This window comes from Caballeronia sp. LZ065 (genome assembly GCF_031450975.1).
In the GTDB taxonomy this organism is placed as follows: domain Bacteria; phylum Pseudomonadota; class Gammaproteobacteria; order Burkholderiales; family Burkholderiaceae; genus Caballeronia.
The window spans coordinates 2,030,882-2,056,571 of sequence record NZ_JARUXV010000001.1 but is presented as its reverse complement, the minus strand read 5'-3'; the positions used below and the strand labels follow the sequence as shown (position 1 = coordinate 2,056,571).

Genomic DNA, 25,690 nt, shown 5'->3' with positions numbered 1-25,690 from the left:
AGCAGAAAGCCGGGACACGTCCCGGCTTTTTGTCGTCTGCGCTGTTCGCCAAACCGTCATGTCATGCAATCAGGCACACTGCGTCGCACGACGAACATTGCACAAGGAGGAAGTTTTGTCGGAGAACACTATCGGAAGCGGCGCGGGCGAGGTGCGCTGGGGCATCGTCGGCGCAGGGCGCATCGCGCAGCGTTTCGCCGACAGTCTCGCGCACGTGCCGGGCGCACGACTCGCGGGCGTCTGGTCGCGCCGCGAGGAGCCGGCGCGCGAGCTTGCCGGCCGCTTCGGCGCACAGGCCTGCGCCAGCTTCGACGCGCTGCTCGACAACATCGACGCGCTCTATATCGCGACGCTGCAGGACAGTCATCCGCACTACGCGTTGCGTGCTTTCGCCGCGGGCAAGCCGGTGCTGTGCGAAAAGCCCGCCGCCGTCAATGCGCGCGCGCTGCAACAGATGATCGACGCGGCTCGCGCGGCGAAGCTGCTGTTCATGGAGGCAATGAAGCCGCCGTTCTATCCGCTCTACCAGCGCCTGCGCGCGCACCTGGAGGCGGACGGCATCGGCGAGATCGGGCTGGTGCGCGCGGGCTGCTCGATCGCGAACGTGCCGTCCGATCATCCGTCGTTCTCGCTGGAGGCGGGCGGCGGCGCGTTGCTGGATATCGGCGTGTATGAGGCGTTCCTCGCGGTCGACTGGCTCGGCGAGGCGCTCGACGTGCAGACCATCGGCCGGCTGGGGGACACGGGCGTCGATGTCTTCGCAAGCCTGAACGTGCGCCACGAGCGCGGCATCGCGCAACTGTTCTGCGGGCTGGATCTGCAAGGTCGCGGCGATGCGCTGATCGCCGGCACGCGCGGCACCGTGACCATCCACGAGAACTGGTGGAATCCGGTGCGCGCAACGATCGCCTATACGGATGGCCGCAAGGTCGAGCTGGAAGAACCCTTCAGCGGCGGCGGCCTCAATTACGAAACCGCCCATTTCTGCGAGTTGCTGCGTGCGGGCGCAATCGAAAGCCCGATCATGTCGCACGCGACTTCGATGCGCATGATCGCCATCATCGACGCCGCGCGACGCGACCTGAAGCTGCGCTTTCCTTTCGAAACTGACTGAATCCCGCGAAACCGGCGGCGTGCGCGTTCAATGACGTCCGGGCAGCGCGAGCCGCCGCTCGAAGCGCCGCTGCACGAATTCCAGCACGCTGCACAGCACCCAGTAGACGAAGGCTGCCGCAAGATACAGCGGCAGCGGCTGGTAGGTCGCCGCGATCACTTCCTGGGCGCTGCGAAGGAGTTCGGTCACGGTGATGACCGACACCAGCGACGTGTCCTTGATGAGACTGATGAGACTGTTCGACAGGCTCGGCACCGCGATACGCAGCGCCTGCGGCCCGATCACGTAGCGCAGTGTCTGCGTGCGCGACAAGCCGAGGCTGTAGGCCGCCAGCCACTGACCGCTGTTGATACCGAGAATCGCGCCGCGCATGCTTTCCGACAGATACGCGGCGACGTTCGCCGACAGCGCGATCACGCCCGCGGGCGTCGGTTCGAGCGAGATGCCGAGGCTCGGCAGGCCGTAGTAGATCACGAAGATCTGCACGAGCAGCGGCGTGCCGCGCATGACGCTCACATAGCATCGCCCGAGCGCGACCAGCGTGCGGTTCGTGCTGATGCCCATCAACGCCAGCACGACGGCTGCGATGAGGCCGAAGAACATCGAATAAAGCGCGAACTTGATCGTCAGTACCGCGCCTTGCGCCAGCACGGGCGCCGATTGGACGAGCAGGGAAGTCGTGGACATGAACGGGAATGCGTTGAGGGATTCGGTGCAACTCAGAGGCAACGGGCCAGGCATTCGAGCGCAACCCGGCCCGGCGGCGCGCGCGAAGGGCTCATCTTAAACCGTCGCGGCAAAAGGCAAGGGCGGCACCGTCGCCGATGCCGCCCTCAGGAAGCTTTCGGAAACGCGGCTTACTTGGCCGGCTTCGTCACGTTGATGCCGAACCACTTGTCCGAGATCTTCGTGAAGGTGCCGTCGGCTTCGAGCTGGGTCATGGCGTCGTCGATCGCCTTGGCGAACTTCGGATTGCCCTTTTTGAACGGGATGCCCGACGGATTGCCCGGACCGACGTTCGCGCCGGTGCGCAGCGGCAATTGCGAGTTCTTCAGCAGGTAGGCCAGCATCAGGCGGTCGTTCAGCGCGGCGTCGAGGCGGCCGGCGGCGAGGTCGCGCAGATACTCGGGCGCGCCCGGATACGTCTTCACGTCGATGCCCGGCACCGACTTCGCCATGTCCATGTAGTTCGTGCCGAGACCGACGCCGACCTTCTTGCCCTTCAGTTCATCGAGCGACTTGAACTCGCGCTTGTCGTCGTTGCGCTGGATCAGCTGCGCATTCGAATACGTGTAGGCCGGCGAGAAATCGAGCGTCTGCTTGCGTGCATCGGTGATGCCGACCTGGTTCACGATCACGTCGAACTTGCCCGCCTGGAGGCCGGCGATGATGCCGCTCCATTCGGTCGTGACGAATTCCGGCTTGACGCCGAGCTTGGCCGCGACGGCCTTCGCGATGTCGACGTCGTAGCCGACCAGTTCGCCGTTGGTCGCCTTCGAGTTGAACGGCGGGAAGGTGCCTTCCAGGCCGATGCGCAGCGTGCCGCGCTGCTTGACCTGGTCGAGCAGGTCGTCCGCGTGCGCGGCGCTGGTGACGGCGGTGAACGCCGCGCCGATCAGGCTGGCGGCAACGAGTTTCTTGAGCGTGGACAGGTTCATTGTGTTGTTCTCCTCTGATGGCCAGGGCAAGGGCGTCGAGCCTCTTGCTTCATGCAACGATAAGTGCGGCGATCATAGTGAAAATGCAATCGCCGTGTCAGATCGTTTGTTCATTTCTATATTCCTCAGGCGAGGGCTTCGACGCATTCCTTCACGAGGGCCGGGCCGCGATAAATGAGCCCGGTATAGACCTGCACGAGCGACGCGCCCGCGGCGAGTTTCGCGCGCGCATCGGCGCCCGAAAAAATTCCGCCTACGCCGATGATCGGCACCTCCGTGCCGACTTCCGCGCGCAGCTTGCGGATCACTTCATTGGATGCGTCGAACACCGGCCGCCCGGACAGGCCGCCGGCCTCGTCGCCGTGCGGCATGCCAGTGACAGCGGTGCGCGACAGCGTGGTGTTGGTGGCGATCACGCCGTCGATCTTGTGAGCCAGCAACGTGCCCGCGATCGACTGGATTTGTTCGTCGTCGAGATCGGGCGCGATCTTCAGCGCAAGCGGCACGAGCTTGCCGTGCAGGTCGGACAGGCGCTGCTGCTTGTCCTTGAGCGCGCCGAGCAGGGCATCGAGTTCGCCTGCAGCTTGCAACTGGCGCAGGTTCTTCGTGTTCGGCGAGGAGATGTTGATGGTCACGTAGCTCGCGAACGGATACACGCGTTCGAGGCAATAGAGATAGTCGTCGGCGGCGCGCTCGATGGGTGTATCGGCGTTCTTGCCGATGTTGAGACCCAGCACGCCGCGATAGCGCGCGGCTTGCACGTTGGCGACGAACTGATCGACGCCGCCATTGTTGAAGCCCATCCGGTTGATGAGCGCGCCGGCTTCCGGCAGGCGGAAGATGCGCGGACGCGGATTGCCGGGCTGCGCGCGCGGCGTCACGGTGCCCACTTCGATAAAGCCGAAGCCGAGGGCGGCGAGCCCGTCGATGCAGGCGCCGTCCTTGTCGAGGCCGGCTGCGAGCCCGACCGGATTGCGGAACGTCATGCCCATGACGGTGCGGGGCGAATCGGCGCCACGGGTGGCGAGTACGCTGGCGAGGCCGGTGCGGCCGGCCGCGCCCAGCATGCGCAGCGTCAGGTGATGTGCGTCTTCCGCGTCCATCTTGAACAGATGCGAACGCGCGAGCGGATAAAGGGAACTGAACACGAAAGGAACGCCGGCGAGGGCGAAGTATTGTTTGAGGCCGCTATTTTAGCGGCATATTCCGACGCCTCTTCCCGTCACGCTGCAACGGCTAGCGGGGCTGTCCCGGAACGTGGATGCGTCCGGGCATCGGCAGGGTGCCGGCGGAGTGCGTGTTGAGCGGGTCAAGCAGGCTCCAGGCGCCGTCGATCAAGCCTTCGAGCGGGCGGAAATTGGCCTTGTAGGCCATCTTCTCGCTCTCGCGGATCCAATAGCCGAGATAGACGTGCGGCAAGTCGAGGCTGCGCGCCTGCTCGATCTGCCACAGGATGTTAAAGGTGCCGTAGCTGGTCTTCGGCTGATCCGGCTCGAAGAACGTATACACGGAAGAGAGCCCATCGCCCAGGATGTCGATCATGCTGATCATGCGCAGCTCGCCGGGTTCGTCGGGGGGGCCCGGATGCGCGGGCTCGCGGAACTCGACCAGGCGCGAGTTGATCCGGCTTTGCAACAGGAACTGCTCGTACTGGTCGCGGCTGTCGCGATCCATGCCGCCGCCGGCATGCCGCGCCGATTGATAGCGCATGTAGAGCGCGTAATGTTCCTCGTCGTAGTGCAGCGGTGCGACGCTTGCGATCAGGTTGCCGTGCAACTTCCACACGCGTTTTTGCGCGCGGTTCGGCACGAAGCGCGCGACCGGCACGCGCACCGGCACGCAGGCGCGGCAGCCATCGCAATAAGGGCGATAGGTGAACACGCCGGAGCGCCGGAAGCCGGCCTTGACGAGTTCGGTGTAGACGTCGGAATTGATGAGATGGCTGGGCGTGGCGACTTGCGAACGTGCGACGCGCCCGTCCAGGTAACTGCACGGGTAAGGCGCTGTTGCATAAAATTGCAGCGCGGAAAGCGGTGACAGCGGCAGCTCGTTCGGATGTGTCACGTTAGCGGCTCTCGCAGGCGTCGTCTCGTCTTTGGCCAGTCCTTGCGCGCAACGAGTGCGCGTGCGGTGACGGCGTTTCGGGATTGCGTTTCGGTGAATTCTCAACGAGAAACCCGGCGTATGACCGGATCATCACACTGGAGGCATTCAGCGTGCCAGCACGTCGAGCAAGACGGTTTTGTCGAAGCGCCAGCCGATGGCCGGCTCCGCCGCCGCGCGCCTCAGATGCGTGACGAACGCACGGCGGGCAATCTCACGGCCCCCCAGCGACGCCAGATGCGACGTGTTCTGCTGGCAGTCTATCATTACAATCTGGTGGCGGCGCAAGTGTCCGACGAGTGCCGCGAGCGCGATTTTCGACGCATCGGTACGGTGCGCAAACATCGATTCGCCGAAGAACATGCGCCCGAACGACACCCCGTAAAGCCCGCCCACGCGCACGCCGTCATGCCAGGTTTCGATGCTGTGCGCGTTGCCCGCGCGGTGCAGTGTCGTGTAGGCGTCCACGATATCGCTGGTGATCCAGGTGCCGCGCTGGCCGTCGCGGGGGGTGTCGGCGCATGCGCGCATCACCGCGGCGAAATCGTGGTCCACGCGCACTTCCCAGAGCGGATCGCGCAGCACGCGCTTGAGCGTCTTGCGCAGTGAATCCGACACCTTGAACTCTGCCGGATACAGCACCATGCGCGGATCGGGGCTCCACCACAGCACTGGCTGGCCATCCGAATACCACGGGAAGATGCCGCGTCCATAGGCGTCGATCAGCCGCGAAGGCAGCAGGTCCGCGCTCGCGGCCAGCAGCCCCGGCGCGCCGCTCGACGCGCCGAGCGCACGTTCGACGGGCGGAAAGGGATCGTCGTCAACGAGCCAGGGAACCATGTTCTCGAAAGGAAGCGGCGGGCGGGAGCGAGGTCGCTATGAAGTGAAAATCAGCCGTCGCGCAGCGTGCGGAAGATGTCGCCGGTATGCAGCGTGAAATTGCCGGCGGCGCGGTCGGCGAAGAAGAAACGCAGCGTCTGGCCGACGGTCGGAAAGGCGATCTCGTCCCAGGGAATCTCGCTCTCCGCGAACAGTTTCACTTCCAGGCTTTCTTCGCCGGGGTCCAGGTCCAGATCGAGCAGGCGCGCGAGATAGAACAGATGCACCTGATGCACGTGCGGCACGTTGAGCAGCGAGAACAGGCTCTGGATCTCGACGCGCGCACCCGCTTCCTCCAGCGTTTCGCGCGACGCGCCTTCGCTCGTCGTCTCTTCCATTTCCATGAAGCCGGCCGGCAGCGTCCAGTAGCCGTAGCGCGGTTCGATCGCGCGGCGGCACAGCAGCACCTTGTCGTCCCACACCGGCACCGTGCCCACGACGTTGCGCGGATTCTGATAGTGAATCGTGCCGCAGTGCTCGCAGACGTGACGCTCGCGGTTGTCGCCGGGCGGAATGGCGAGGCCGACTTCGTGGCCGCAGACGGAGCAGAATTTCATGGAAATGGCGGTGGAAAGTGTGGTGCGAGTGTATCACCGCACCGGGGCGTTCAAGGCGTCGGTCGTGGCTGCCAGCGAATGCCGTATCGGTCCGGCAGGCATGGGACAGACGCGCTCACGCCTGCCCGGTGGTCAGGCTTGTCGTTACAATAGTTGACCAGAATCAGTGCTTCCACTCATCCATTCATCCATGCGGGCGCCGGCCGCCCGATCATCACGCGGGCGTCGTGCGCCCGGAGCGATCTCCATGTCATCCCTGCCTGCCGCTTCGTCTCGTCCTCCGATGCTCGCCACCGCCGACGCGCTCGGCCGATTGCTCGACGCCGCGCGCCGCGTGGACGGCCTGGAACGCATCGATACACTCGACGCTGCCCATCGCGTGCTTGCAGCCGATGTGATTTCGCCGCTCGACGTCCCGCCGATGCACACCAGTTCGATGGACGGCTACGCAGTCCGCGCCGCCGATCTCGCCGAAGCGGCCGAGGGCGCGCCCGTGACGCTCGACGTGTCGCAGCGCATTCCGGCGGGCCAGGCGGCCGAGCCGCTCGCGGCGGGCACGGCGGCGCGCATCTTTACCGGCGCGACGGTGCCGCCCGGCGCGGACGCCGTCGTGATGCAGGAAATGGTGCAGGCGACGCAGACCGAAACCAGCAACCGCGCCACCTTCACGCAGGCGCCGACGGCGGGCGAATGGATCACGCGCCAGGGCGCCGATATCGAGCGCGGTTCGGTCATCCTGCGGACAGGCACGCGCCTGACGCCGCAGGCGCTCGGTCTGGCTGCGTCGGTGGGCTGCGCGCAACTGGACGTGGTGCGGCCGGTGCGTGTCGCGATCTTCTTCACCGGCGACGAACTGCGCATGCCCGGCGAGCGGCTCGAACCCGGCGCGATCTACAACTCGAATCGCTTCACGCTACGCGCGCTGCTCGGACGGCTGGGCTGCGAAGTGACCGACTTCGGGATCGTCGCGGATCGGCTCGATGCGACGCGCGAGACGCTGCGACGCGCGGCCGCCGGGCACGATCTCATCCTGACGTGCGGCGGCGTGTCGGTCGGCGAGGAGGATCACGTGAAACCCGCGGTCGAGGCTGAAGGGCATATCTCGATGTGGCAGATCGCCATGAAGCCCGGCAAGCCGCTCGCCTTCGGCGCGGTGCGGCGCGCAGACGCGGCGGCTGAGCGCGGCGGCGAAGCGTTCTTCATCGGCTTGCCGGGCAATCCGGTGTCGAGTTTCTGCACCTTCCTGTTGTTCGTGCGTCCGTTTCTGCTGCGGCTCGCGGGCGTGACCGAGGTCGCGCCGCGCGTCTATGCGATGCGCGCCGACTTCAGCCAGAAGAAGGGCGATCGCCGTAACGAATTTTTGCGCGCGCGCGTGAACGAAGCAGGCGGGCTCGATCTGTTTCCCAACCAGAGCTCGGCCGTGCTGACCTCGACCGTCTGGGGCGACGGTCTCATCGACAACCCGCCGGACCATGCCATTCGCGCCGGGGAAAGCGTGCGCTTCATCCCGTTTTCAGAACTCATGCGGTAAGGATCAGGCTGGACATGAAAGTCGAACTGAGATTTTTTGCAAGTGTGCGCGAGGCGCTGGGCGTCGCGAACGAAACGGTGACGGTGCCGGAGTCCGTGGTCAATGTCGGCGACGTGCGCACCTGGCTGCGTTTGCGCGGCGGCGCGTGGGCGGACACGCTGGCCGAGGGCCGCGCGTTGCGCATGGCCTGCAACCACGTGATGACCGATCCGTCGCAGCGCATTACTGAAGGCTGCGAGGTGGCGTTCTTTCCTCCGGTCACGGGCGGCTGACATGACGACATCCATGATGACAACCGCGCGCGTCCGCGTGCAGGAAGCCGATTTCGACATCAGCGCCGAAGTGGCCGCGCTGCGCGCCGACAATCCCAAGGTGGGCGCGGTCGCGTGCTTCGTCGGCACGGTGCGCGACCTGAACGAAGGCAGCGTGGTCGAAACCATGGAGCTCGAGCACTATCCCGGCATGACCGAGAAGTCGCTGGAAGCCATCGTGGCAGCGGCGCGCGAGCGCTGGCGGGGTTCGGACGTGCTGATCGTGCATCGCGTCGGGAAGCTGAAGCCGCTCGATCAGATCGTGCTGGTCGCGACCACCGCGATGCATCGGGCGGACGCGTTCGAATCGTGCGCGTTCGTGATGGACTATCTGAAGACCCAGGCGCCGTTCTGGAAGAAAGAAAAGTCCGAAGCAGGCGAGCGCTGGGTCGATGCACGCGAATCCGACGACCGCGCGCTCACACGTTGGCGGACCTGAGCGGCGCGCGCGGCCTCAGGACGGGTCCACGGGCTTGCCGACGAAGCGGGCCGGAAACCTCTCGGCGCCGGGGCGCTCGGGAAAGCGCGGTTCGGGCTGGTCGCCGCTGCGTCGACGCTTGAGTGCCGCGAGCAGATCCTGCTGCTCGGCAGGAACCTGATAGTCCCAGCCGAACTTGCTCAACTGCAGACTCTGCGCAATGCGCAGCGCCGGTTCCATGAACTGCACGGCGGCGCCGGGTTCGTAGCGCGCCTCCACCGTGTTCAGAAACAGCGACAGCCAGCGCGCGAAGTGACGCGGCTCGATGCCGTCCAGCGGCCGATGCGCCTCCTGCACATTCCCCCGATAGTCCTTCGTGCCCAGCACGAGGCTCGACCAGAAGCTCGTCATCTTGTCGAGATGCTCGTCCCAGCGGCCTTCGAGCGCGCGCGAAAAGATCGGGCCGAGCAGCGGATCGTCGTCGACGCGGCGATAAAACGCCACCACGAGGGCGCGCACATTGTCTGCGCTGGGCTCGCGTTCGCGCGGGACGGCTTGGGCGGGAGTCGGGGAATGGGTCATCGGTGGTGTGGGCCGCGGTTCCATCATGCGATGTTGCGCCCATTGGTTCAATAAACAGAATTTTGTGACGAACTATTTCAAGATGAAGCAGAATGGCGCTTTCGTTCTCAGGCGGCTTCGTGCAGCCGGAAGTGTCCGAATTGCATGCCAGATCGTCGGTTTGGCGTGCTTTTACGGTCACTCTCGTCAGGCTCACCACGTGTGTCTGAGCGCCGCGCGCCGATGTTAAGGCCGAAATCATGCTGCAAGGCATCGTCCCTTGTCCTCGTGCGGACTTCCGGCCAGGCGCGGCCCCGAATTACTGATGCGCCCCTTGGGCGCCACCACTTCGCGCGACCATGCGACTGACCGATTACACCGATTATGCATTGCGAGTCCTGCTGTATCTGTCCGTTCGTCCCGCCGGTCTTGCGACGATCCAGGAAATCTCCGACGCCTACGGCGTTTCGAAGAACCATCTGATGAAGATCGTCCAGCAACTGGGCGAACTGGGCTGGGTGGAAACGGTGCGGGGACGCAACGGCGGGCTACGGCTGGCGGAACATTCGGGCGCGTTGACGGTGGGCGAGATCGTGCGCAAGACCGAGAGTGATTTTGCGATCGTAGGCTGCTTCGGACCGGCGGATGAAGGAGAAAAGGTCTGTGTGATCCAGTCGCAATGCCGTCTGCGGGGCGTGGTCGCCGCCGCGCGCGACGCGTTCCTCGCAGAACTGGACAAACACACGATCGGCGAACTTGCCAGCCCGGCCAGCGAACTCGCGCGGCTGCTGAATATTCCGAATCTGGCGCCGTTGCCGGCGGGGCAGTTCATCCCGATCCGCGATTCTTCGCTGAACGAAACCTGAACGCCGCAGTCTTCTCTCATTGCGACCGGGCCTGCCGTCGATCGAAAAAAACAAAAAAACGCCGCCAGCGAGCGAATTCGTGCTTGAAACCGGCCCGAAGCGCCTCATTTTGGAAGTATTCAGAATCGGAGCTTCAACCCAATGAGAATCGACAAACTCACCACCAAGTTCCAGGAAGCGCTCTCGGACGCGCAAAGCCTGGCGGTTGGGCATGACAACCAGTACATCGAGCCGGTGCATCTGCTGTCGGCTCTGCTCGCGCAGCAGGACGGCTCCGCGCGCTCGCTGCTGTCGCATGCGGGCGTGCAGGTTCAGGCGCTGCAGACCGCGCTCAATGACGCCATCAGCCGTCTTCCGCAGGTGCAGGGCACCGACGGCAACGTACAGGTCAGCCGCGATCTGGCCGGCCTGCTCAACACCGCCGACAAGGAAGCGCAGAAACTCAACGACACGTATATCGCGAGCGAGATGTTCCTGATCGCCGTCGCGGACGACCGTGGCGAGGCGGGCCGCATCGCGAAACAGCACGGCCTCACGCGCCGGGCGCTGGAAGCCGCGATCAACGCGGTGCGCGGCGGCGCGCAGGTCGACAGCCAGGACGCCGAAAGCCAGCGCGAGGCGCTCAAGAAGTACACCGTCGACCTGACCGAACGCGCCCGTGCAGGCAAGCTGGATCCGGTCATCGGCCGCGACGACGAAATCCGCCGCTCCATCCAGATCCTCCAGCGCCGCACCAAGAACAATCCGGTGCTGATCGGCGAGCCGGGCGTCGGCAAGACGGCCATCGTGGAAGGGCTGGCGCAGCGCATCGTCAATGGCGAAGTGCCGGAGACGCTCAAGGGCAAGCGCGTGCTGTCGCTCGACATGGCGGCGCTGCTCGCCGGCGCGAAGTATCGCGGCGAGTTCGAGGAGCGCCTCAAGTCCGTGCTCAACGACATCGCGAAGGACGAAGGGCAGACCATCGTCTTCATCGACGAAATCCACACCATGGTCGGCGCCGGCAAGGCCGAAGGCGCGATGGATGCGGGCAACATGCTGAAGCCGGCCTTGTCGCGCGGCGAACTGCATTGCATCGGCGCCACCACGCTCGACGAATACCGCAAGTACATCGAGAAGGACGCGGCGCTGGAGCGCCGTTTCCAGAAGGTGCTCGTCGACGAACCGTCGGTCGAGGCGACCATCGCCATCCTGCGTGGCTTGCAAGAGAAGTACGAACTGCATCACGGCGTGGAAATCACCGACCCAGCCATCGTCGCGGCGGCGGAGCTGTCGCATCGCTATATCACCGACCGCTTCCTGCCGGACAAGGCCATCGACCTGATCGACGAAGCCGCGTCCCGCATCAAGATGGAAATCGATTCGAAGCCCGAAGAGATGGACAAGCTGGACCGCCGTCTCATCCAGCTGAAGATCGAGCGCGAAGCGGTGAAGAAGGAGAAGGACGAAGCGTCGCAGAAGCGTCTGCAACTGATCGAGGAAGAGATCGAGCGGCTCAACCGCGAGTATTCCGATCTCGAGGAAATCTGGACGGCGGAAAAGGCCGCGGTGCAGGGCAGTGCGCAACTGAAGGAAGAGATCGAGAAGGTGCGTGCCGACATCACGCGTCTGCAGCGCGAAGGCAAGCTGGAGAAGGTCGCCGAGTTGCAGTACGGCAAGCTGCCGGAACTCGAGGCGCGGCTCAAGCAGGTGACGCAGGCCGAGTCGCAGGAGCAGAACAATCCGACCCGGCCGCGTCTGCTGCGCACGCAGGTGGGCGCGGAGGAAATCGCGGAAGTCGTGTCGCGTTCCACCGGCATTCCGGTGGCGCGCATGATGCAGGGCGAGCGCGAGAAGCTGTTGCAGATCGAATCCAAGCTGCATGAACGCGTGATCGGCCAGGACGAGGCCATCGGCGCGGTGGCGGACGCCATTCGCCGCTCGCGCGCAGGGCTCTCGGATCCGAACCGGCCGTATGGCTCGTTCCTGTTCCTCGGGCCGACGGGCGTCGGCAAGACCGAACTGTGCAAGGCGCTCGCGTCGTTCCTGTTCGATTCGGAAGATCATCTGATCCGCATCGACATGAGCGAGTTCATGGAGAAGCACAGCGTCGCGCGGCTGATCGGCGCGCCGCCGGGATACGTGGGCTACGAGGAAGGCGGTTATCTGACCGAGGCCGTGCGTCGCAAGCCGTACAGTGTGATCCTGCTCGATGAAATCGAGAAGGCGCATCCCGACGTCTTCAACGTGCTGCTCCAGGTGCTCGACGACGGCCGCATGACCGATGGCCAGGGCCGCACCGTCGACTTCAAGAACACGGTGATCGTGATGACCTCGAACCTCGGTTCACAGGTCATCCAGGGCATGGTCGGCGAGCCGCAGGAAAGGGTGAAGGATGCTGTCTGGGAAGAAGTGAAGCTGCACTTCCGGCCGGAATTCCTGAACCGGATCGACGACGTCGTCGTGTTCCATGCGCTCGATCGCAGCAACATCGAATCGATCGCGAAGATTCAGTTGCAGCGCTTGCAGGAGCGTCTTGCGAAGCTGGACATGCAGCTGGAAGTGTCCGTTGTGGCGCTCGAGCAGATCGGCAAGGTGGGCTACGACCCGCTGTTCGGCGCGCGGCCGTTGAAGCGCGCCATCCAGCAGGAGATCGAGAATCCGGTCGCGAAGCTGATTCTTGCGGGACGCTTCGGGCCGAAGGACGTCATTCCGGTGGATGTGCGCGAAGGCAAGTTCGTGTTCGACCGCGTGGTTCATTGAAGACAGCCAGAGCCGTCTTGCGGGACGGTTTCTACCAAGCGAAAAAAGGGCAACGGAGCGATTCGTTGCCTTTTTTTATTTGTGCTGAGAATCCATACGATCGAAGGGATTTTGGCATTTGGTCAGGTAGGAGGCTCAAAATCTCGTCGATCGACGAGATTTTGAGGCCGGGCAGGCGATGGTAGGTATCGATCTCTTCGATCGAAGGGATTTTTATGAAAATCGATATCCGCAATCCACACGACATCGGCGTGGCGGTGCGCTCGCCCGCAAGGCCCAGCGGCTGCGCCAGGACGACGCTGCCGGCAGCATCGGCGTGAGCGAGAGCTTTCTTGGCAAGATCGAGAGCGGCGCCGAAAGCGTGCAATGGGGCAAGCTGTTCCAGGTGCTGGAAGGCTTGGGCGTGCGCCTGACAGTCGATATCCCCGACGAAGCCGGCGAACTGTTCGCCGGCGAGGCAATCAAGCGCTACGGACGTGAACAACGGCGGCGCGCGCGCGAGGACAACAATGAGTCCTGAAGCCGAAGCGCCGGATGACGCGCCGTCCGAAACCCGCCGCAGCCTGATCGCGAGCATCAACGAAACGGAAGTCGGCTCGCTGAATGCCGACGCCGACATCTGGTCATTCACCTATCTGCCTTCATGGCGCGACCATGCGGAAAGTTATCCGTTGAGTCCGGCGCTGCCATTGCAGGCCGAGACGCTGCGCGACGGCAGCACGCGCCGCGCGGTGCAGTGGTATTTCGACAATCTGTTGCCGGAGGAAGGTCAGCCTACGCTGCTGGCGCGCGACGCCTCGATCCGCAACGAAGCCGACGCGTTCGCCCTGCTCGCGCACTATGGCGCGGAATCGGCGGGGTCGGTCACGCTCATGCCTCCGGGCGCGCGCGAGATGAGCGAGGCAACGGCGCGCCCGCTGCCGGACGAAGCGCTTCAGGCCCGCATCGACGCCTTGCCGCGCGTGCCGCTCACGCACGGCGCCATCAAGCGCATGTCGCTGGCGGGTGCGCAGCACAAGCTGGCCGTCATGCTGCGCGATGGCGCGCTGCATGAACCCGCTGGAAGCACGCCGTCGACGCACATCCTGAAACCGAATCATCAGGATGCCGATGATTATCCCCATTCGGTCATCAACGAATGGTTCGTGATGACGCTCGCCGACACGCTTCGGCTTGACGTGCCGAAGGTCCACCGGCGCTATGTGCCGTCGCCCGTGTATCTGATCGACCGCTTCGACCGCGAGTCGCGCACGGGTGCGTGGCGCCGGCTGCATAGCATCGACGCGTGCCAGTTGCTCGATCTCGCGCGTACTTTCAAGTACGAGCAAGGCAGTGTCGAACAACTCGCGACGCTCGCCGCGCGTTGCCGCAATCAGGCAGCGGCTCGGACCCGCCTGTTTTCATGGCTGGTGTTCAACGTGCTGGTCGGTAATTCGGACGCGCATTTGAAGAACCTGAGCTTCCTTGTGTCGGCCGAGGGCATCCAGCTTGCGCCGTTCTACGACTTGCTGAGCGTCGCGGCCCATGCCACGCCGTCCTATCAGAAGACGGACTGGCCGAAGCGCGCGGTGTTTGCCTGGGACATACTCGGCGCGCGTCACTACGAGGATTTCGATCGCGCGCTGCTGTTGCGGGCGGGCGAAGTTCTGGGCATCGCGGGCAAGACCGCGCAGCGCTTGGTGGACGCGCTGACGAACGCGGTAACCGACGCCGCCGCCGGGCTTTACGCGCGCGTCGAGCGGGAGAACGCCGCGCTGCTGGCTGAACGGCCAGGGCTGGCCGCGACGCTCGGCGGCGAGTTGACCTGCCTGCGCGTGATCCGCCATACGATCATCGCGGACATGACGCGCAGGCTGTCCGCGCGCTGAAGCCATGCGCGGACGGCGCGAAAGAGACGCGCGGTCAGCCTTGCTTCGGTTCTTCGCTCTTGCCGAACAGGCCGGCCAGGCCGCCGAGCGAGCCGAGCACGCCGGTCAGATCGAGCTTGCCTTCCGGGGGCACTTCGCCGTTCGGGGTCGCGCGATCGACGACATGCGGCAGCACGGCCGCCAGCATGCCCGAGAGCTGGTCGCCGGAGACGCCGGCCTTCTGCGCCAGCGCGCCGACGTTGTCGTGGCCGAGCACGTTGGTGAGCGTGTCGGGGCTGATCGGCTGATTTTCGCCGGTGCCGATCCATGACTGGACGACATCGCCCGCGCCGTGCTGCTGAAAGCGCTGGATCAGGCCCATGATGCCGCCCGGCTGGCTGTTGACGAATTCGAGCGCCGCCGCGATCAGCGTGGCTTGTCCCGTCTGTCCCGGCTGGCCGGGCTGGCCGTTCGGTTGCGATGAATTGCCGAGGGAGGAGGCGAGGATATCGAGTAGGCTCATGACGGTCTCACTGAGGGGTTGAGGGAGGAATTCGACGCCGCAGCCCGGAGGAACGGGGGGGCCGCGGCGGCGCGGACGGCGGCCCCTGTTTGTCCGGGCCGCGTGACGACGATCATCCGGGATTCATGGACAGAGGCAGCATGCCTTCGCCAAGGTTCCCGGCACAACCTTACTGACTTGCAGCCGCGGCGCTTGCGGCCTTGTCTTTCTTGCTGCGTTTCGCTTTGGCGGGTTTCGCTTCGCTGGCCGCCATCGCCGGGCCGGATGCTGCCGCTGCCGCCGCCGCGCTGTCCTTCTTCGACTTCTTCGTTGCCTTCGTGCCCGATGCCGGCGCGGCCGCCGGCGTCTGCGCGGTGGTGGCGGGTGAGGTTGCGGCGGTGGCCGCCGTCGAGGACTTCACCGTCGAGTTCGGGGCCGCGCTGCCGCCCTGGGTGGTCATCGGCTTGGCGGGCTTGCCGGACGGCGGAAGCGAAGATCCGCCGATCGTCAGGCCATTCTGCTCAAGATTGGCAACCGACTTGGTGCCGAGCCCCTTGACGCGCGTCGCGAGATCGTCGGCGTCCTTGAAGGGGCCGTTCTTCGTGCGTTCGTCGACGATCGCCTTCGACTTCACCGGCCCGAGTCCCTTCACCGATTCCAGCGCGGCCTGATCGGCGGTATTGACGTCGACTGCGGCGAAGGCCGCCCCGATCGACAGCATGAACGCAAAGCACAACATCAGCAGCTTTTTCAGCATGACGGCACTCCAGGCTTGAGAGAAACAAATGACGAATCGATAGGTCCGGGCCGTAGAAGACGATGCCGTTAAGAATAGGGCAAATCCGTCCCGAACGATGACGGCTCGCGCGGCGCACGTCCTGCCGCACGTTCCCGCATGTGCCTTAACGCGGCGCAACGCCCGATGGATGACGCGGCGGGTCCTGCGTCCGCGCGAACGCGCCGCGCACTTCGAAGGCGACCGTGTCGACTGCCTGTCCATGCGCATCCACGAGTTCCAGCACGTGCCGCCCCGGCCACGGCAGCCATGGCGCGCGAGCAGACTGGCCGTAGCCCTTGCCGTCAAGACGCCACGCGAGCCGCGCGCTGCTCGCGCTCCGCTCGAACCAGACACGCTGGCGCGCAGGCGGGATGTCCGGATCGAGCGCGAAAATGGTGCCGTTGGTCGGTGCGCCGATGCGCGCGGCCTGCGCATCCACGCCGCTACCCGTGCCTTGCCCGCTTTGCAGCGCGCCGGCCGACAGCCCGATGCTGCTCATCTGCGTGCCGCGCACGAACCATTCGCCACGGGTCGGCTCGACGTCGTCCTGATAGCTGACCATGGTGCGCACCACGCCGGCCGGAGCCTGCGGCGCACGGCTCGCGGAACGCCGGTTCAGATAGTTGACGATTCCGTTCCAGATCGGCGCCGCGCCAGTGACGCCCGACACGTCCCACATCGGCTGGCCGTCGGCATTGCCGACCCACACGCCCACCGTGTAGCGCGATGTGAAGCCCACGGTCCAGTTGTCGCGCATGTCCTTGCTCGTGCCGGTCTTTACCGCGCTGAAGGTGCGGGTCGCGAGCACGCTGTCGAAGCCGAAGGTGCGGGTGCGCGCGTTGTTGTCGGCGAGGATGTCGGTGACGATGTAGCTCGCGTCCGCGCTGAACACGCGCGTGCCGGCAGGCGCGGGCGCGTGGTCGGCGAGATCGAAGGAGGGCCGCGCGACGCCGCCGTTCGCCAGCGTGCGATACGCATTGGCGAGCGACGCCAGCGTCACGTCCGCGCTGCCGAGCGCGAGACTGAAGCCGTAGTAATCGCCGGCTTGCGTGAGCGGCAGGCCGAGCGCGACCAGCGTCTTCGCGAAGCGGTGCGGCGTCACCATCACGAGCGTGCGCACCGCCGGCACATTCAGCGACGAACCGAGCGCCGTGCGCACGCTCACCCAGCCCTTGAAGTCGTGATCGTAGTTCTGCGGGATATACAGGCCGCCGCCGGTGGCGAGATCGAGCGGGGCATCGTCGAGCAGCGTGGCGGCGGTGACCCGCTTCTCGTCGATCGCCTGCGCGTACAGAAACGGCTTCAGCGTCGAGCCGGCCTGACGCGCGGCCAGCGCGGCATCGACCTCGGGTGCATTCGAGAGCGCGCCTGCCGAACCGACCCACGCCAGCACGTCGCCCGACTGGTTGTCGATCACGAGCGCCGCCGCGTCATGCACATTGCGCGGATGGGCGCGCGCATTCAGTTCGGCGAGCGTGCGCTGAAGCGTGTCGCGGGTAAAACGCTGCAGGCGCGCATCGAGCGTGGAGCGCACGCGCGCCCCCGCCGCCGGATGCGTTTCACCCGCGATGCGCCGCGCAAGATGCGGCGCGAGGGCATCGTCGCCCTGGGCGAACGCGGGCGCGGCGGCCGTGCGGCTCAGCGCCAGCTGCACATAGGCCGGCAGATTGATGCACGGATCGGCGGAAGCGGTCTTGCCCGCGCCGTGCAGCGCCTGCATGTCGCGCAGGATCACGCAGGCGCGTGCCGCGACCTTTACGTAGGATGCATTGGGCGCGCGGATCAGCGCGGCGGCGAGGGCGGCCTCGCGCTCGTCGAGACCCGACGGCGCCTTGCCGAACAGCGTCTGCGACAGCGCCGACAAGCCGACGAGTTCGCCACGAAACGGCACGAGGTTGAGATAGGCCTCGAGAATCTGGTCCTTGCGCCAGCTGCGTTCGAGCCACAGCGCGCCGATGGTCTGCTCGGCCTTTTCGCCGATGGAGCGCCGTCCGGCCGGCTTGCCGTCGTCGTCGATGAGACCGGTGAGCTGCATCGTCACCGTCGATGCGCCGCGCGTGCGGGTGTTCCAGAGATTGCCCCAGGCGGCGGCCGCCGCGCCGTGCCAGTCGACGCCCGCGTGTTCGTAAAAGCGCTTGTCCTCCGATACGACGATCGCCTCGCGCAAAGCCGGCGACACGTCCGCGAGCGCGACCCAGTCGCCGCGCCGCGCGCGCGTGTCGACACGCGTGCGTTGCAGCGGCGTGCCGTCGCGGGCAAGCAGGACCCAGTCGGAACTGCGCCATGCCGCGCGCACTTCGTCGAAGCGCGGCGCCGCATGGGCCGCCGCGCTCAGCAGCGTGAAGAGGGCAAGGAGCGCGGCGCGTTTCATGCCGTCACTTCGCGGCGAGCGGCTCGACCACCATCGGCGCATTCGGCAGCGCGCCGAACGCCGACGGCGCGTAGAGCGCTTCGACGCGCGTCGGCGGCAGGCCGAAGGTGCCCGGATTGTTCAGCCGCATCGTGTAGTCGACCTGGATCTTCCCCTTCGGCAGATAGTCGTAATACGCGTGATAGCCCTCGAAGCCGCGCTCGACGAACGTCGGCCACGCACCGCCCGCCGCTTTCTCGCCCGAGGTCGCCGCCGCCGAATCGCGGCCGAGGCCGGAGCCGAGGATCGTCGCGCCCGCGGGTATCGGATCGTTGACGACGACCCAGGTCATGTCGCCTTGCGCGTCGATGTCGAGATGCACGCGCACGATGTCCCCGCGCGAGAGCTTGCCTTTCACGGCCGGGTCCACGGGCGTCAGCGTCTTCGAGATGCGGTAGCCCGCTGCGAACGGCGCTTTCAGCGCGACCGCCGCGAGGCTTTCGATGGTCGCCCAAGGTTTGCCGGTGCCGTCCTGCGTCAACGCGAGCGATCCGGTGGCCCACGGCAGCAGGACGCTGCGCGGCTTCTCGAGCTTGGCCGGGCCGTTCCACACGATGTCCTGCGTCGCCGCGCCCAGCTTGATCGACGTGTGTCCGGTGACGGGCGTGCTCTCGAACACCTGCGAGAACCGGCTCACGGCCAGCGTGCCCCACAGGTTCGACGTGGTGGTTTGCCAAGCGCCGTTCTTCTGCAACGCGAGCAGCCCCGCGACGATGCGCGGCATCTCCTCCTTCCAGCCCGGCGCGTCGGCGAAGAGCAGCGCGGTGCGCGCGGCATTGGATTCGGTGCCGGTCATGAGCCACCAGAGATCGTCGTCGCGCTCGGTCGAGAAGCCAACGCGCGTGCCCTGGTACGTCAGACGGGCGCGGATGATCTGCTCGGCTTGCGCGCGTTTCGCCTCCCGCTCGGGGATGCCGTCGACGCGCGACAGGATTGCGTAGTAATCGAGCACGGCGGAGGTCGGCCATTGATCCGGCGCGACCGTGATGGAACCGAGCATGCGCGGCTGCGCCAGTCCGTAGCGCGAAAGCGCTTCGATGGCCGCGAGTTTCTCGAAGTCGAGATCGTTGCGCGGTGCCCAGAACGTGCGCGTGATCTTGCCTTCGACGAAATTCGCCAGGCCCGCGGCCATCTGTCCGCGCAGGTCGGCGGGCAGCGCGAAGCGGCTGTCCACCCGCGCCGCTTCGTCCGACACGGCAAGCAGGTACGCGGTGAGCGCGGGACTGCCGGTCGGACGTTCATCGTCGGCGGGCGGGAAGTAGTTCGCGAGGCCGTCGCGGTCCAGATAGGTCGGCATCTTCGCGAGCACCGCCTGCCATTGCGCCGCGTCCATCAGACCGAGCGCGCGCGAGGTCTGCTGCTCCAGGCAGTTGTACGGATAGCGCTCGAACCAGCGGCGCACGCCCGGCAGGCCGTCGGCGAGTTTCGGCTGCAAGGACACAGCGATGCCGCCGCGCGCCGCGCCGTTGCCCGAGAGAACGGCATCGGCGGGCGGCGCGACCGGCAGCGTGAGCGAGCCATCCACTTGCGCGAGGGTCGCCTGCTGCACGGTGACGGGAACCGCCGGGACGACGCGCTGCGTGATCTTCACGGCGTCGCTCGCCCTGGGGCCGGCCTGTTCCGCCGCGCTGACCTCCCACGCGAGACTCGCGGATGGCGCGACGCCCGGTACGTCGGGCATCGTGACGTCCCACGCCACGTCCTGCGACGCATTCGCGCCGAGCTCCACGGTGCGGGCGTCGAGCGCCAGCGATCCGGCGTGCGGCGTGACGACGACCCGCATCGCGCGCGGCGTGGTGTTGCGCAGCGTGAACTGCGCGCGGAATGCATCGCCGACGCGAATCAGCGGCGGCAATCCCGAGATCAGTTGCAGGTCCTGCGTGCTCTGGATCGACGCGCTGCCAGTGCCGAAGCGTCCCGCGCCCACCGCCGCGACCGCGACGATGCGAAAGCGCGTCAGCGCATCGTTGAGCGGCACATCGACCTTGGCTTCGCCTTGCGCATCGAGCGTGACGCGCGGGTTCCACAGCAGCAGCGTGTCGAACAACTCGCGGGTGGCGGCATGACCGCCGCCGCCGCCCGCCGGCACCGCTTTGCGTCCGAAGTGACGCCGCCCGATGATCTCCATCTGCGCCGTCGCCGTTTCGACGCCGTACGCGCGTTGCTGAAGCATCGCGTCGAGCACGTCCCAGCTTTGATTGGGCATCAGTTCCAGCAGCGCTTCGTCCACCGCCGCAACGGCGATCTGCGTGCCGGCGGGCGCGGGATTGCCGTCGGGCAGCGCCACCTTGACCTGCACGTGCGCCTTGCCGCGCACGGTGTAGGACTTCGCGTCCGGGGTCACGCTGACCGCGAGCCGGTGCGAAGCCGTGCCGACCTTGATCGACGCGAGCCCGTAGCGAAACGCGGGCTTCGACAGATCGACGAGCGGCGTCGGCGCCTGATACTGGCGGCCTTCGTACCAGAAGGCGCGGGCCCAGTCGAGCGGCGCTTTCCATCCCCAGGTGAAGAAGGAGTACCACGGCACGTCGCGGATGCGTCCGCGAATCGCGAGCACCGACACGTACACGTTCGGCCCCCAAGAATCCTCGACCTTCAGTTCGACGGTGGGATCGCGGCCGTTCAGTTCGACCACCCGCGTCTCGACGATGCCCTCACGTTCCACCGCGACGAGCGCCGTGGCCGAGCGGAACGGCATGCGCACCTGGAAGCGCGCGGTTTCGCCGGGCTCGTAGCCGGTTTTCTCGGGCAGGACGTCGATGCGGTCCGTGTTCTCGCCGCCGAACCACAGTTCGTCCGCGCGCGTCACCCACACGGAGGTGCTGGCGTTGGCCGCGCGGCCGTCACTGTCTTTCGCGATCGCGACCAGATCGACATTGCCGGGTTCCTTGATGGCGACATCGCAAGAGACGATGCCGTGATCGTCGCTCTTGCCGCTGCACAGCGCGCCGAGATCCTTGATTTCGGTGTGGTTGTCATAGGCATAGAAGCCGCCGACCATGCGCTTGCGCGAGCTCGACATGATGCGCGCCACCGCCTTGATTTCCACGGCGACGCCCGCGCGCGGCTTGCCTTGCAGATCGAGCGCCAGCGCCTGCACCGGCAGCTTGCCGCCGACCGATACCCAATGGCCCGCCTTCACGCCGACCGTCACGGCGGCGGGCCACAGCGTCGTACCGCCGCTGATGGTCTGGATCTCGCCGTTCGGATCAGCAAAGCTCGCTTCGAGCGCCAGGCGCTTCGGCGCTTCCACCGCGGGCAGCGGCTTGATCGTGAGCTTGCCGGCGCCGTCGCGATCGAGCGTCACGCGCAGCTTGTCGGCGATGAGCTTCGTCGTGGCGTCGGCTTGCTGCTCGCTGTCTTCGTCCTCGGCGGGGGCGCTGGCGCCGTCGCCGGACGGCTTGCGCCACGGCGCGAAGCTGTACGCGTCATATTGCGCGGCAAATGGCGGCGCGACGTCGCGCACCAGCGCCGACACCTGCACCGGCAGATTCGATGCCGGTCCGCCCTGCACGTATTCGAGCCGCACCGCGACCGGCGCGTCCTGCGCGGCGACGAGACCGGGCAATGCGCCGTCGCCGGCGGTGATCGAGCCTTTGAAGACCGGCAGGCGGAATTCCTCCACCCGGAAGCTGCCCGATTCATACGACTGGGTGACGCCGCTGTCGTCGGCGTCGTCGTCTTCATCCTTTTGTCCGGGCGCAGCGGTGGCACCGTTGTCCAGCGTCACCGTGTATTCGCCGAGCTTGGCCGCGACCGGCACCGTGAAGGTGGAGTCGGCGCTGTGGTCGGCCGCCCATTTGAGTGGCATGTGCCAGGTCTGGCCGCTGCCGGTGTGCCGGATCGTCACGCGGCCGGGATGGGCGGGCGCGAACGCGAAGCCGTTCAGCGTCTCGACGCGCAACAGATGCTTCATCGACACCGTCTCGCCGGCGCGCAGCAGCGTGCGGTCGAACACGGTATGCGCGCGCACGCTGCGCGTGGTGCTCATGTCGGTCGGCACATTGAAGCGCCACGACTCGATGCCGCGATTCCAGTCGGACAGCACGAACGCCATGTCCGGTCCGGTGACCGGGTCGTTCACCCGCGCCGAGACGAAAAAGCCGCTCCACGCGAGACTGTTCTCGTTGCATTCGCGCGCGGCGGCCAGCGTCTTGCCGATCCTCGCGATGCCTTGCGCGTCCGTCTTCGCGGTGGCAATTTCATCGCCGTTGCAGTCGGTCACGCGCACGTCGGCGTTGGCGACGGGTTTGCCGTGATCCAGCGACGTGACCCACACGACACTGTTCTCGCGGCCCTGCTTGAAATGCACGCCGAGATTGGTGACGAGCACCGAGGTACGCACGTACATCGGCTGCGGCTTGCCGAGCAGCGACGCGCCCAGCGCCGGCGAATGCAGTTCGACGACATAGAAGCCCGGCTTGGCGAGCGGAATGCCGACCACTTCGAAGGGCCGCAGCGCCTTGGGATCGGCGGCGGGCAGCGTCAGCGTTTCAACGCCCGCGCGTCCGGCGAGCATCGACAGCGAACGGACATCGATCTGCGGATCCTTCGACACCGTGCCGTCGCTGTTCGGAATCACGACCGGACGGATGCCGTTGCGAAGCATCTCCGGCATGCGTTCCTCGATCATCGAACGCGACATGGAAATCCCGTCGAACTGATCGACGGCGCGCATCCATTGGCGGATGTCGCGGTCGGCATCGAGCTTGAGCTTCGTGATCTGCGCGGTGCCGGAATTCAAGCCCTGCACGTGCAGGTCCGCTTCGACGTGCCGCAGCGTGACGGGCAGCATCGCGGGCATGCCGGGTTCGGCAAAGCGCTCGATGATGCCGAACGCGCCCGATGAGAACTTGGCGAGGGGCGGCATCGGCGCGGTGGCGGTCTTGAGCGGGAACAGGTCGGCGTTGGCGAGCGTGCGGCCGCTGACGTCCTTGAGATTCGCGGGGGCGTCGATGGTGAGGTCGGCGTGTTCGGGTAGCGGCGCCGCGAACTCGACGGCGCTCACTTCCGCGTCCTTGTCGGTGTCGTCGAAATGAGGGGCAGCCGTCTCCTTCGGCCCGCGCAGCACGAACTTCTGCGCGTCGGCGCGCGCTATCGGCGCGCTGAAGTTCAGGCGCAGCGGACGCAGCGGCGTGCAGGGCGCCTGCGCGTTTTCGCGCTCGCACGAAAAGCTCGCGGTGAAGGGCTCGCGCACGGTGAAGTCAAAGCGCTTCTCGACTTCGTTGGCCATGCCGCTTGGACCGGTGACGCCCGCGCCATAGACCAGCTGCATCTTGGCCGCCGAGGGCAAAGTTTGCTGGCAGGCGAGCGTCAGCACGTTGGCGGCTTCCTTCTCCAGCCGGAAATGCTTGAGGAGGGCGGCGCGGGTGGGGTCGTCGAGCAGGCGCACCGGAATGCGGTTGCCGAGCGCACTGGATTCGCACCACACGTGTTCGCGCACCGAAGCCGGCGTGGCCGGGCCATTCAGGCGCAGCACGAACGCCTGGTTCTCTTCGATGTCGCCATAGCCCGGCAGAACCCGGGTGACGAACGGACCGCCGGTCTGGAAGGCGAAGTGGCGCGGGCCAGACAGCGCGTTGCCCGCGACCGACTTGAGGTTATCCGCGAGATCGAGCGAGCAACGCACGCCCGGCGGCAGGTCGTTCTCGAAGTCGAAAGCCCAGGTCCGGGCGTCGATCCAGCGGCCCGAGCCGGCCGTGGCCGCGCCGCTGCACACCAGCTTGCCCGGCGCGGCAGCGGCTGCGTTGCCGAAGGCGATCATCGGCTCGTCGAACTTCGCGACGACCTGGCGCACCTGCGCGACCTTGCCCTGCGGCGACACGCTCGCGATGCGCGCGGCATCGGCCCGATGCATCGACGCGCCGAATCCGAGCGCGGCGATCAACCCGGTTGCAGCCAGAATCCACTTTTTTTGTGACTTTGTTATGCGGCTCATCCACTCGCTCCGAGATGCTCTCGACGCGAGATTCTACTGGACGCTTACGTCATTCTTTCTACCAATCGATTCCAGGTTCGTTTCGGGCGACCCAACTGCGTCAGTCCGCATCGACGCGCGCCACGCGCCGCAGGCTGACGCGCCGCCAGTAGAGAAACAGTCCGACGCCCGCAACGCCCAGGCTCGCCGAGTTGGCGATCCAGAAGCCGCGCGCGCCTTGCAACCACTCGGGCACGCTGCCGCCGACGTCGAAGCCCAGCAGATAGCCGCCGCCGAGCCCGATGCCCCACAGCGCGACCGCATAGATCAGCGTGGGCACCAGCGTCACCTTGTAGGCGCGCAGGACGAACGCGGTCGTGACCTGGAGCGCGTCGCACAGGTGATAGAAGAAGATGATCAGCACGAGCGGCATGGCGGCCGCGATGACGTGCGCATCCGGCGTGTAGGCGGCGATGACCAGCGGGCGCGCCGCGACGAGAATCACGCCGTAGACCAGCGCCAGCACGCACGCCACGCCGATGCCATGGCGCGAGATCGAGCGCGCGTCGTCGTAACGGCCGGCACCGAGCGCCTGCGACACGAGCGTCGATGACGCAATGCCGATCGACAGCGGCGTCATGTACAGCACCGCGCCGAGATTGCCCGCGATCTGATGGCCGGCGAGCGTGGTCGTGCCGAAGCGCGAGATGAACAGCGCCATGAAGGTGTACGAGGTCACTTCGATGAGATAGGAGAAACCCATCGGAATGCCCAGGCGCAGCAGCGCGAGCTGACGGCGCCAGACCGGCCAGCAGAACTGCGAGAAGATGCCGAACGGGCGGAAGAACTCGAAGCGCACCAGCACCGTCATGCCGACGATCGCCAGCGCCCAGTTGATGAGCGTGCTCGCGAGCGCGCAGCCGGGACCGCCGAGCGCCGGCACGCCCGCACCGCCGAAGATGAACCAGCTATTGAGCGGAAACTTGAGCAGCAGCCCGCCGACCTGCAGGAACATCACGAGGCGCGGCTTGCCGACGGCGTTGGTGAGCGAACTGTAGACGCGGAACGCGAGGCTCGCGGGCAGGCCGAACGACAGGATGCGCAGATAGTCGACCGTGCGATCGTGCAGCGCGGGCGGCGTCTTCGCGAGCGAGAGCAGTGGTTCGGGATGGTAGAGCAGCACGAAGCCGATTACCGCAAGCGCGACGGCCAGCCACAGCGCCTGACGCGTCTCCTCGCCGATCTCGCTTTCACGGCCCGCGCCGAAGAGCTGCCCGGCGATCGGCTGCAAGGCCACCAGGATGCCCGTCAGGCCGATATACACCGAGATATAGATCGAGCCGCCGAGGCCGAGCGCGGCGAGATCGGTGGCGGAGAAGCGGCCGACCATCGCGGTGTCGATCACGCCGAACGCGATGATCGCAAGCTGGCCGATCAGCACCGGCCAGGCCAGCGCGGCGATCTTGCGCACGTCGCGCAGCATGCCGGTCGTGCTGGCC

The 25,690-nt window shown here is 66.2% G+C and carries 19 protein-coding genes and 1 pseudogene; 8 read left to right on the top strand and 12 right to left on the bottom strand.

The window, feature by feature from the left end; genetic code table 11:
• The first annotated feature begins 115 nt into the window (after positions 1 to 115).
• Positions 116 to 1,114 carry a Gfo/Idh/MocA family protein gene (locus QCE63_RS09425; protein WP_404990095.1) on the top strand — a complete coding sequence of 333 codons (999 nt, stop codon included), beginning with the start codon at positions 116 to 118 and terminating at the stop codon, positions 1,112 to 1,114.
• Positions 1,115 to 1,141: 27 nt separating this feature from the next.
• On the opposite strand, the gene QCE63_RS09420 is transcribed toward QCE63_RS09425, so the two are convergent.
• The 6 genes from QCE63_RS09420 to QCE63_RS09395 form a co-directional block, all read right to left on the bottom strand.
• Positions 1,142 to 1,801, bottom strand: coding sequence for an amino acid ABC transporter permease (locus QCE63_RS09420; RefSeq protein WP_309832473.1), 660 nt, complete (start codon positions 1,799 to 1,801; stop codon positions 1,142 to 1,144).
• Between the two features lie 170 nt (positions 1,802 to 1,971).
• Positions 1,972 to 2,772 carry a cystine ABC transporter substrate-binding protein gene (locus tag QCE63_RS09415; RefSeq protein ID WP_309832472.1) on the bottom strand — a complete coding sequence of 267 codons (801 nt, stop codon included), beginning with the start codon at positions 2,770 to 2,772 and terminating at the stop codon, positions 1,972 to 1,974.
• A 125-nt stretch (positions 2,773 to 2,897) separates the two neighbouring features.
• A complete protein-coding gene (locus QCE63_RS09410) occupies positions 2,898 to 3,920 on the bottom strand; it encodes a quinone-dependent dihydroorotate dehydrogenase (RefSeq protein WP_309832470.1) in 1,023 nt (340 codons plus the stop codon).
• A gap of 88 nt (positions 3,921 to 4,008) precedes the next feature.
• The gene (locus QCE63_RS09405; protein WP_309832468.1) at positions 4,009 to 4,836 is read right to left on the bottom strand and encodes an arginyltransferase; all 828 of its coding nucleotides are present in this window, start codon (positions 4,834 to 4,836) and stop codon (positions 4,009 to 4,011) included.
• Positions 4,837 to 4,983: 147 nt separating this feature from the next.
• Positions 4,984 to 5,715: a leucyl/phenylalanyl-tRNA--protein transferase gene (gene aat / locus QCE63_RS09400; protein ID WP_309832467.1), complete on the bottom strand. Its 732-nt coding sequence runs from the start codon at positions 5,713 to 5,715 to the stop codon at positions 4,984 to 4,986.
• Positions 5,716 to 5,765: 50 nt separating this feature from the next.
• Positions 5,766 to 6,311 carry an NUDIX hydrolase gene (locus tag QCE63_RS09395; RefSeq protein ID WP_309832465.1) on the bottom strand — a complete coding sequence of 182 codons (546 nt, stop codon included), beginning with the start codon at positions 6,309 to 6,311 and terminating at the stop codon, positions 5,766 to 5,768.
• Positions 6,312 to 6,594: 283 nt separating this feature from the next.
• On the opposite strand from QCE63_RS09395, the gene glp reads away from it, so the two are divergent.
• Genes glp through moaE form a run of 3 tightly spaced genes read left to right on the top strand, consistent with a single transcriptional unit; the run spans position 6,595 to position 8,592 of the window.
• Positions 6,595 to 7,842: a gephyrin-like molybdotransferase Glp gene (glp, locus tag QCE63_RS09390; protein WP_404990119.1), complete on the top strand. Its 1,248-nt coding sequence runs from the start codon at positions 6,595 to 6,597 to the stop codon at positions 7,840 to 7,842.
• 14 nt (positions 7,843 to 7,856) lie between these two features.
• Positions 7,857 to 8,114: a molybdopterin converting factor subunit 1 gene (moaD, locus tag QCE63_RS09385; RefSeq protein ID WP_309808528.1), complete on the top strand. Its 258-nt coding sequence runs from the start codon at positions 7,857 to 7,859 to the stop codon at positions 8,112 to 8,114.
• Position 8,115: 1 nt separating this feature from the next.
• Positions 8,116 to 8,592, top strand: a complete 477-nt coding sequence (gene moaE, locus QCE63_RS09380) for a molybdopterin synthase catalytic subunit MoaE (RefSeq protein ID WP_404990094.1) — start codon at positions 8,116 to 8,118, stop codon at positions 8,590 to 8,592.
• Positions 8,593 to 8,607: 15 nt separating this feature from the next.
• Here moaE and QCE63_RS09375 read toward each other — a convergent pair whose 3' ends face one another.
• Positions 8,608 to 9,153 carry a group III truncated hemoglobin gene (locus QCE63_RS09375; RefSeq protein ID WP_309832462.1) on the bottom strand — a complete coding sequence of 182 codons (546 nt, stop codon included), beginning with the start codon at positions 9,151 to 9,153 and terminating at the stop codon, positions 8,608 to 8,610.
• A 338-nt stretch (positions 9,154 to 9,491) separates the two neighbouring features.
• Here QCE63_RS09375 and QCE63_RS09370 point away from each other — a divergent pair, with 338 nt between their 5' ends.
• The 4 genes and pseudogenes from QCE63_RS09370 to QCE63_RS09355 all read left to right on the top strand — a co-directional run bounded on the left by QCE63_RS09370 (position 9,492) and on the right by QCE63_RS09355 (position 14,605).
• Positions 9,492 to 9,998 carry an Rrf2 family transcriptional regulator gene (locus QCE63_RS09370; RefSeq protein ID WP_309832460.1) on the top strand — a complete coding sequence of 169 codons (507 nt, stop codon included), beginning with the start codon at positions 9,492 to 9,494 and terminating at the stop codon, positions 9,996 to 9,998.
• Positions 9,999 to 10,139: 141 nt separating this feature from the next.
• Positions 10,140 to 12,737: an ATP-dependent chaperone ClpB gene (gene clpB, locus QCE63_RS09365; protein WP_309832459.1), complete on the top strand. Its 2,598-nt coding sequence runs from the start codon at positions 10,140 to 10,142 to the stop codon at positions 12,735 to 12,737.
• A gap of 215 nt (positions 12,738 to 12,952) precedes the next feature.
• Positions 12,953 to 13,257, top strand: a pseudogene (locus QCE63_RS09360) (helix-turn-helix domain-containing protein).
• Positions 13,247 to 14,605 (top strand): HipA domain-containing protein, encoded by a 1,359-nt coding sequence (locus QCE63_RS09355; protein WP_309832458.1) that lies wholly within the window; start codon positions 13,247 to 13,249, stop codon positions 14,603 to 14,605. Before QCE63_RS09360 ends, QCE63_RS09355 begins: the two are co-directional and overlap by 11 nt.
• Before the next feature lie 34 nt (positions 14,606 to 14,639).
• Here QCE63_RS09355 and QCE63_RS09350 read toward each other — a convergent pair whose 3' ends face one another.
• The 5 genes from QCE63_RS09350 to QCE63_RS09330 all read right to left on the bottom strand — a co-directional run bounded on the left by QCE63_RS09350 (position 14,640) and on the right by QCE63_RS09330 (position 25,674).
• Positions 14,640 to 15,107 (bottom strand): YidB family protein, encoded by a 468-nt coding sequence (locus QCE63_RS09350; protein WP_309832457.1) that lies wholly within the window; start codon positions 15,105 to 15,107, stop codon positions 14,640 to 14,642.
• Positions 15,108 to 15,276: 169 nt separating this feature from the next.
• Positions 15,277 to 15,843 carry a helix-hairpin-helix domain-containing protein gene (locus QCE63_RS09345; RefSeq protein WP_309832456.1) on the bottom strand — a complete coding sequence of 189 codons (567 nt, stop codon included), beginning with the start codon at positions 15,841 to 15,843 and terminating at the stop codon, positions 15,277 to 15,279.
• 145 nt (positions 15,844 to 15,988) lie between these two features.
• Positions 15,989 to 18,235, bottom strand: coding sequence for a penicillin-binding protein 1C (gene pbpC / locus QCE63_RS09340; protein ID WP_309832455.1), 2,247 nt, complete (start codon positions 18,233 to 18,235; stop codon positions 15,989 to 15,991).
• 4 nt (positions 18,236 to 18,239) lie between these two features.
• A complete protein-coding gene (locus QCE63_RS09335; RefSeq protein ID WP_309832453.1) occupies positions 18,240 to 24,212 on the bottom strand; it encodes an MG2 domain-containing protein in 5,973 nt (1,990 codons plus the stop codon).
• 100 nt (positions 24,213 to 24,312) lie between these two features.
• Positions 24,313 to 25,674 carry an MATE family efflux transporter gene (locus QCE63_RS09330; RefSeq protein ID WP_309833750.1) on the bottom strand — a complete coding sequence of 454 codons (1,362 nt, stop codon included), beginning with the start codon at positions 25,672 to 25,674 and terminating at the stop codon, positions 24,313 to 24,315.
• Between the last annotated feature and the right edge of the window lie 16 nt (positions 25,675 to 25,690).

What these genes read in the sequence shown, in the direction of transcription:
- QCE63_RS09335 (WP_309832453.1), bottom strand. Translation starts at nt 24,212, where the DNA reads ATGAGCCGCATAACAAAGTCACAAAAAAAGTGGATTCTGGCTGCAACC.
- QCE63_RS09330 (WP_309833750.1), bottom strand. Translation starts at nt 25,674, where the DNA reads ATGCTGCGCGACGTGCGCAAGATCGCCGCGCTGGCCTGGCCGGTGCTG.
- moaE (WP_404990094.1), top strand. Translation starts at nt 8,116, where the DNA reads ATGACGACATCCATGATGACAACCGCGCGCGTCCGCGTGCAGGAAGCC.
- QCE63_RS09395 (WP_309832465.1), bottom strand. Translation starts at nt 6,311, where the DNA reads ATGAAATTCTGCTCCGTCTGCGGCCACGAAGTCGGCCTCGCCATTCCG.
- QCE63_RS09355 (WP_309832458.1), top strand. Translation starts at nt 13,247, where the DNA reads ATGAGTCCTGAAGCCGAAGCGCCGGATGACGCGCCGTCCGAAACCCGC.
- QCE63_RS09345 (WP_309832456.1), bottom strand. Translation starts at nt 15,843, where the DNA reads ATGCTGAAAAAGCTGCTGATGTTGTGCTTTGCGTTCATGCTGTCGATC.
- moaD (WP_309808528.1), top strand. Translation starts at nt 7,857, where the DNA reads ATGAAAGTCGAACTGAGATTTTTTGCAAGTGTGCGCGAGGCGCTGGGC.
- QCE63_RS09375 (WP_309832462.1), bottom strand. Translation starts at nt 9,153, where the DNA reads ATGACCCATTCCCCGACTCCCGCCCAAGCCGTCCCGCGCGAACGCGAG.
- pbpC (WP_309832455.1), bottom strand. Translation starts at nt 18,235, where the DNA reads ATGAAACGCGCCGCGCTCCTTGCCCTCTTCACGCTGCTGAGCGCGGCG.
- aat (WP_309832467.1), bottom strand. Translation starts at nt 5,715, where the DNA reads ATGGTTCCCTGGCTCGTTGACGACGATCCCTTTCCGCCCGTCGAACGT.
- clpB (WP_309832459.1), top strand. Translation starts at nt 10,140, where the DNA reads ATGAGAATCGACAAACTCACCACCAAGTTCCAGGAAGCGCTCTCGGAC.
- glp (WP_404990119.1), top strand. Translation starts at nt 6,595, where the DNA reads ATGCTCGCCACCGCCGACGCGCTCGGCCGATTGCTCGACGCCGCGCGC.
- QCE63_RS09415 (WP_309832472.1), bottom strand. Translation starts at nt 2,772, where the DNA reads ATGAACCTGTCCACGCTCAAGAAACTCGTTGCCGCCAGCCTGATCGGC.
- QCE63_RS09350 (WP_309832457.1), bottom strand. Translation starts at nt 15,107, where the DNA reads ATGAGCCTACTCGATATCCTCGCCTCCTCCCTCGGCAATTCATCGCAA.
- QCE63_RS09420 (WP_309832473.1), bottom strand. Translation starts at nt 1,801, where the DNA reads ATGTCCACGACTTCCCTGCTCGTCCAATCGGCGCCCGTGCTGGCGCAA.
- QCE63_RS09370 (WP_309832460.1), top strand. Translation starts at nt 9,492, where the DNA reads ATGCGACTGACCGATTACACCGATTATGCATTGCGAGTCCTGCTGTAT.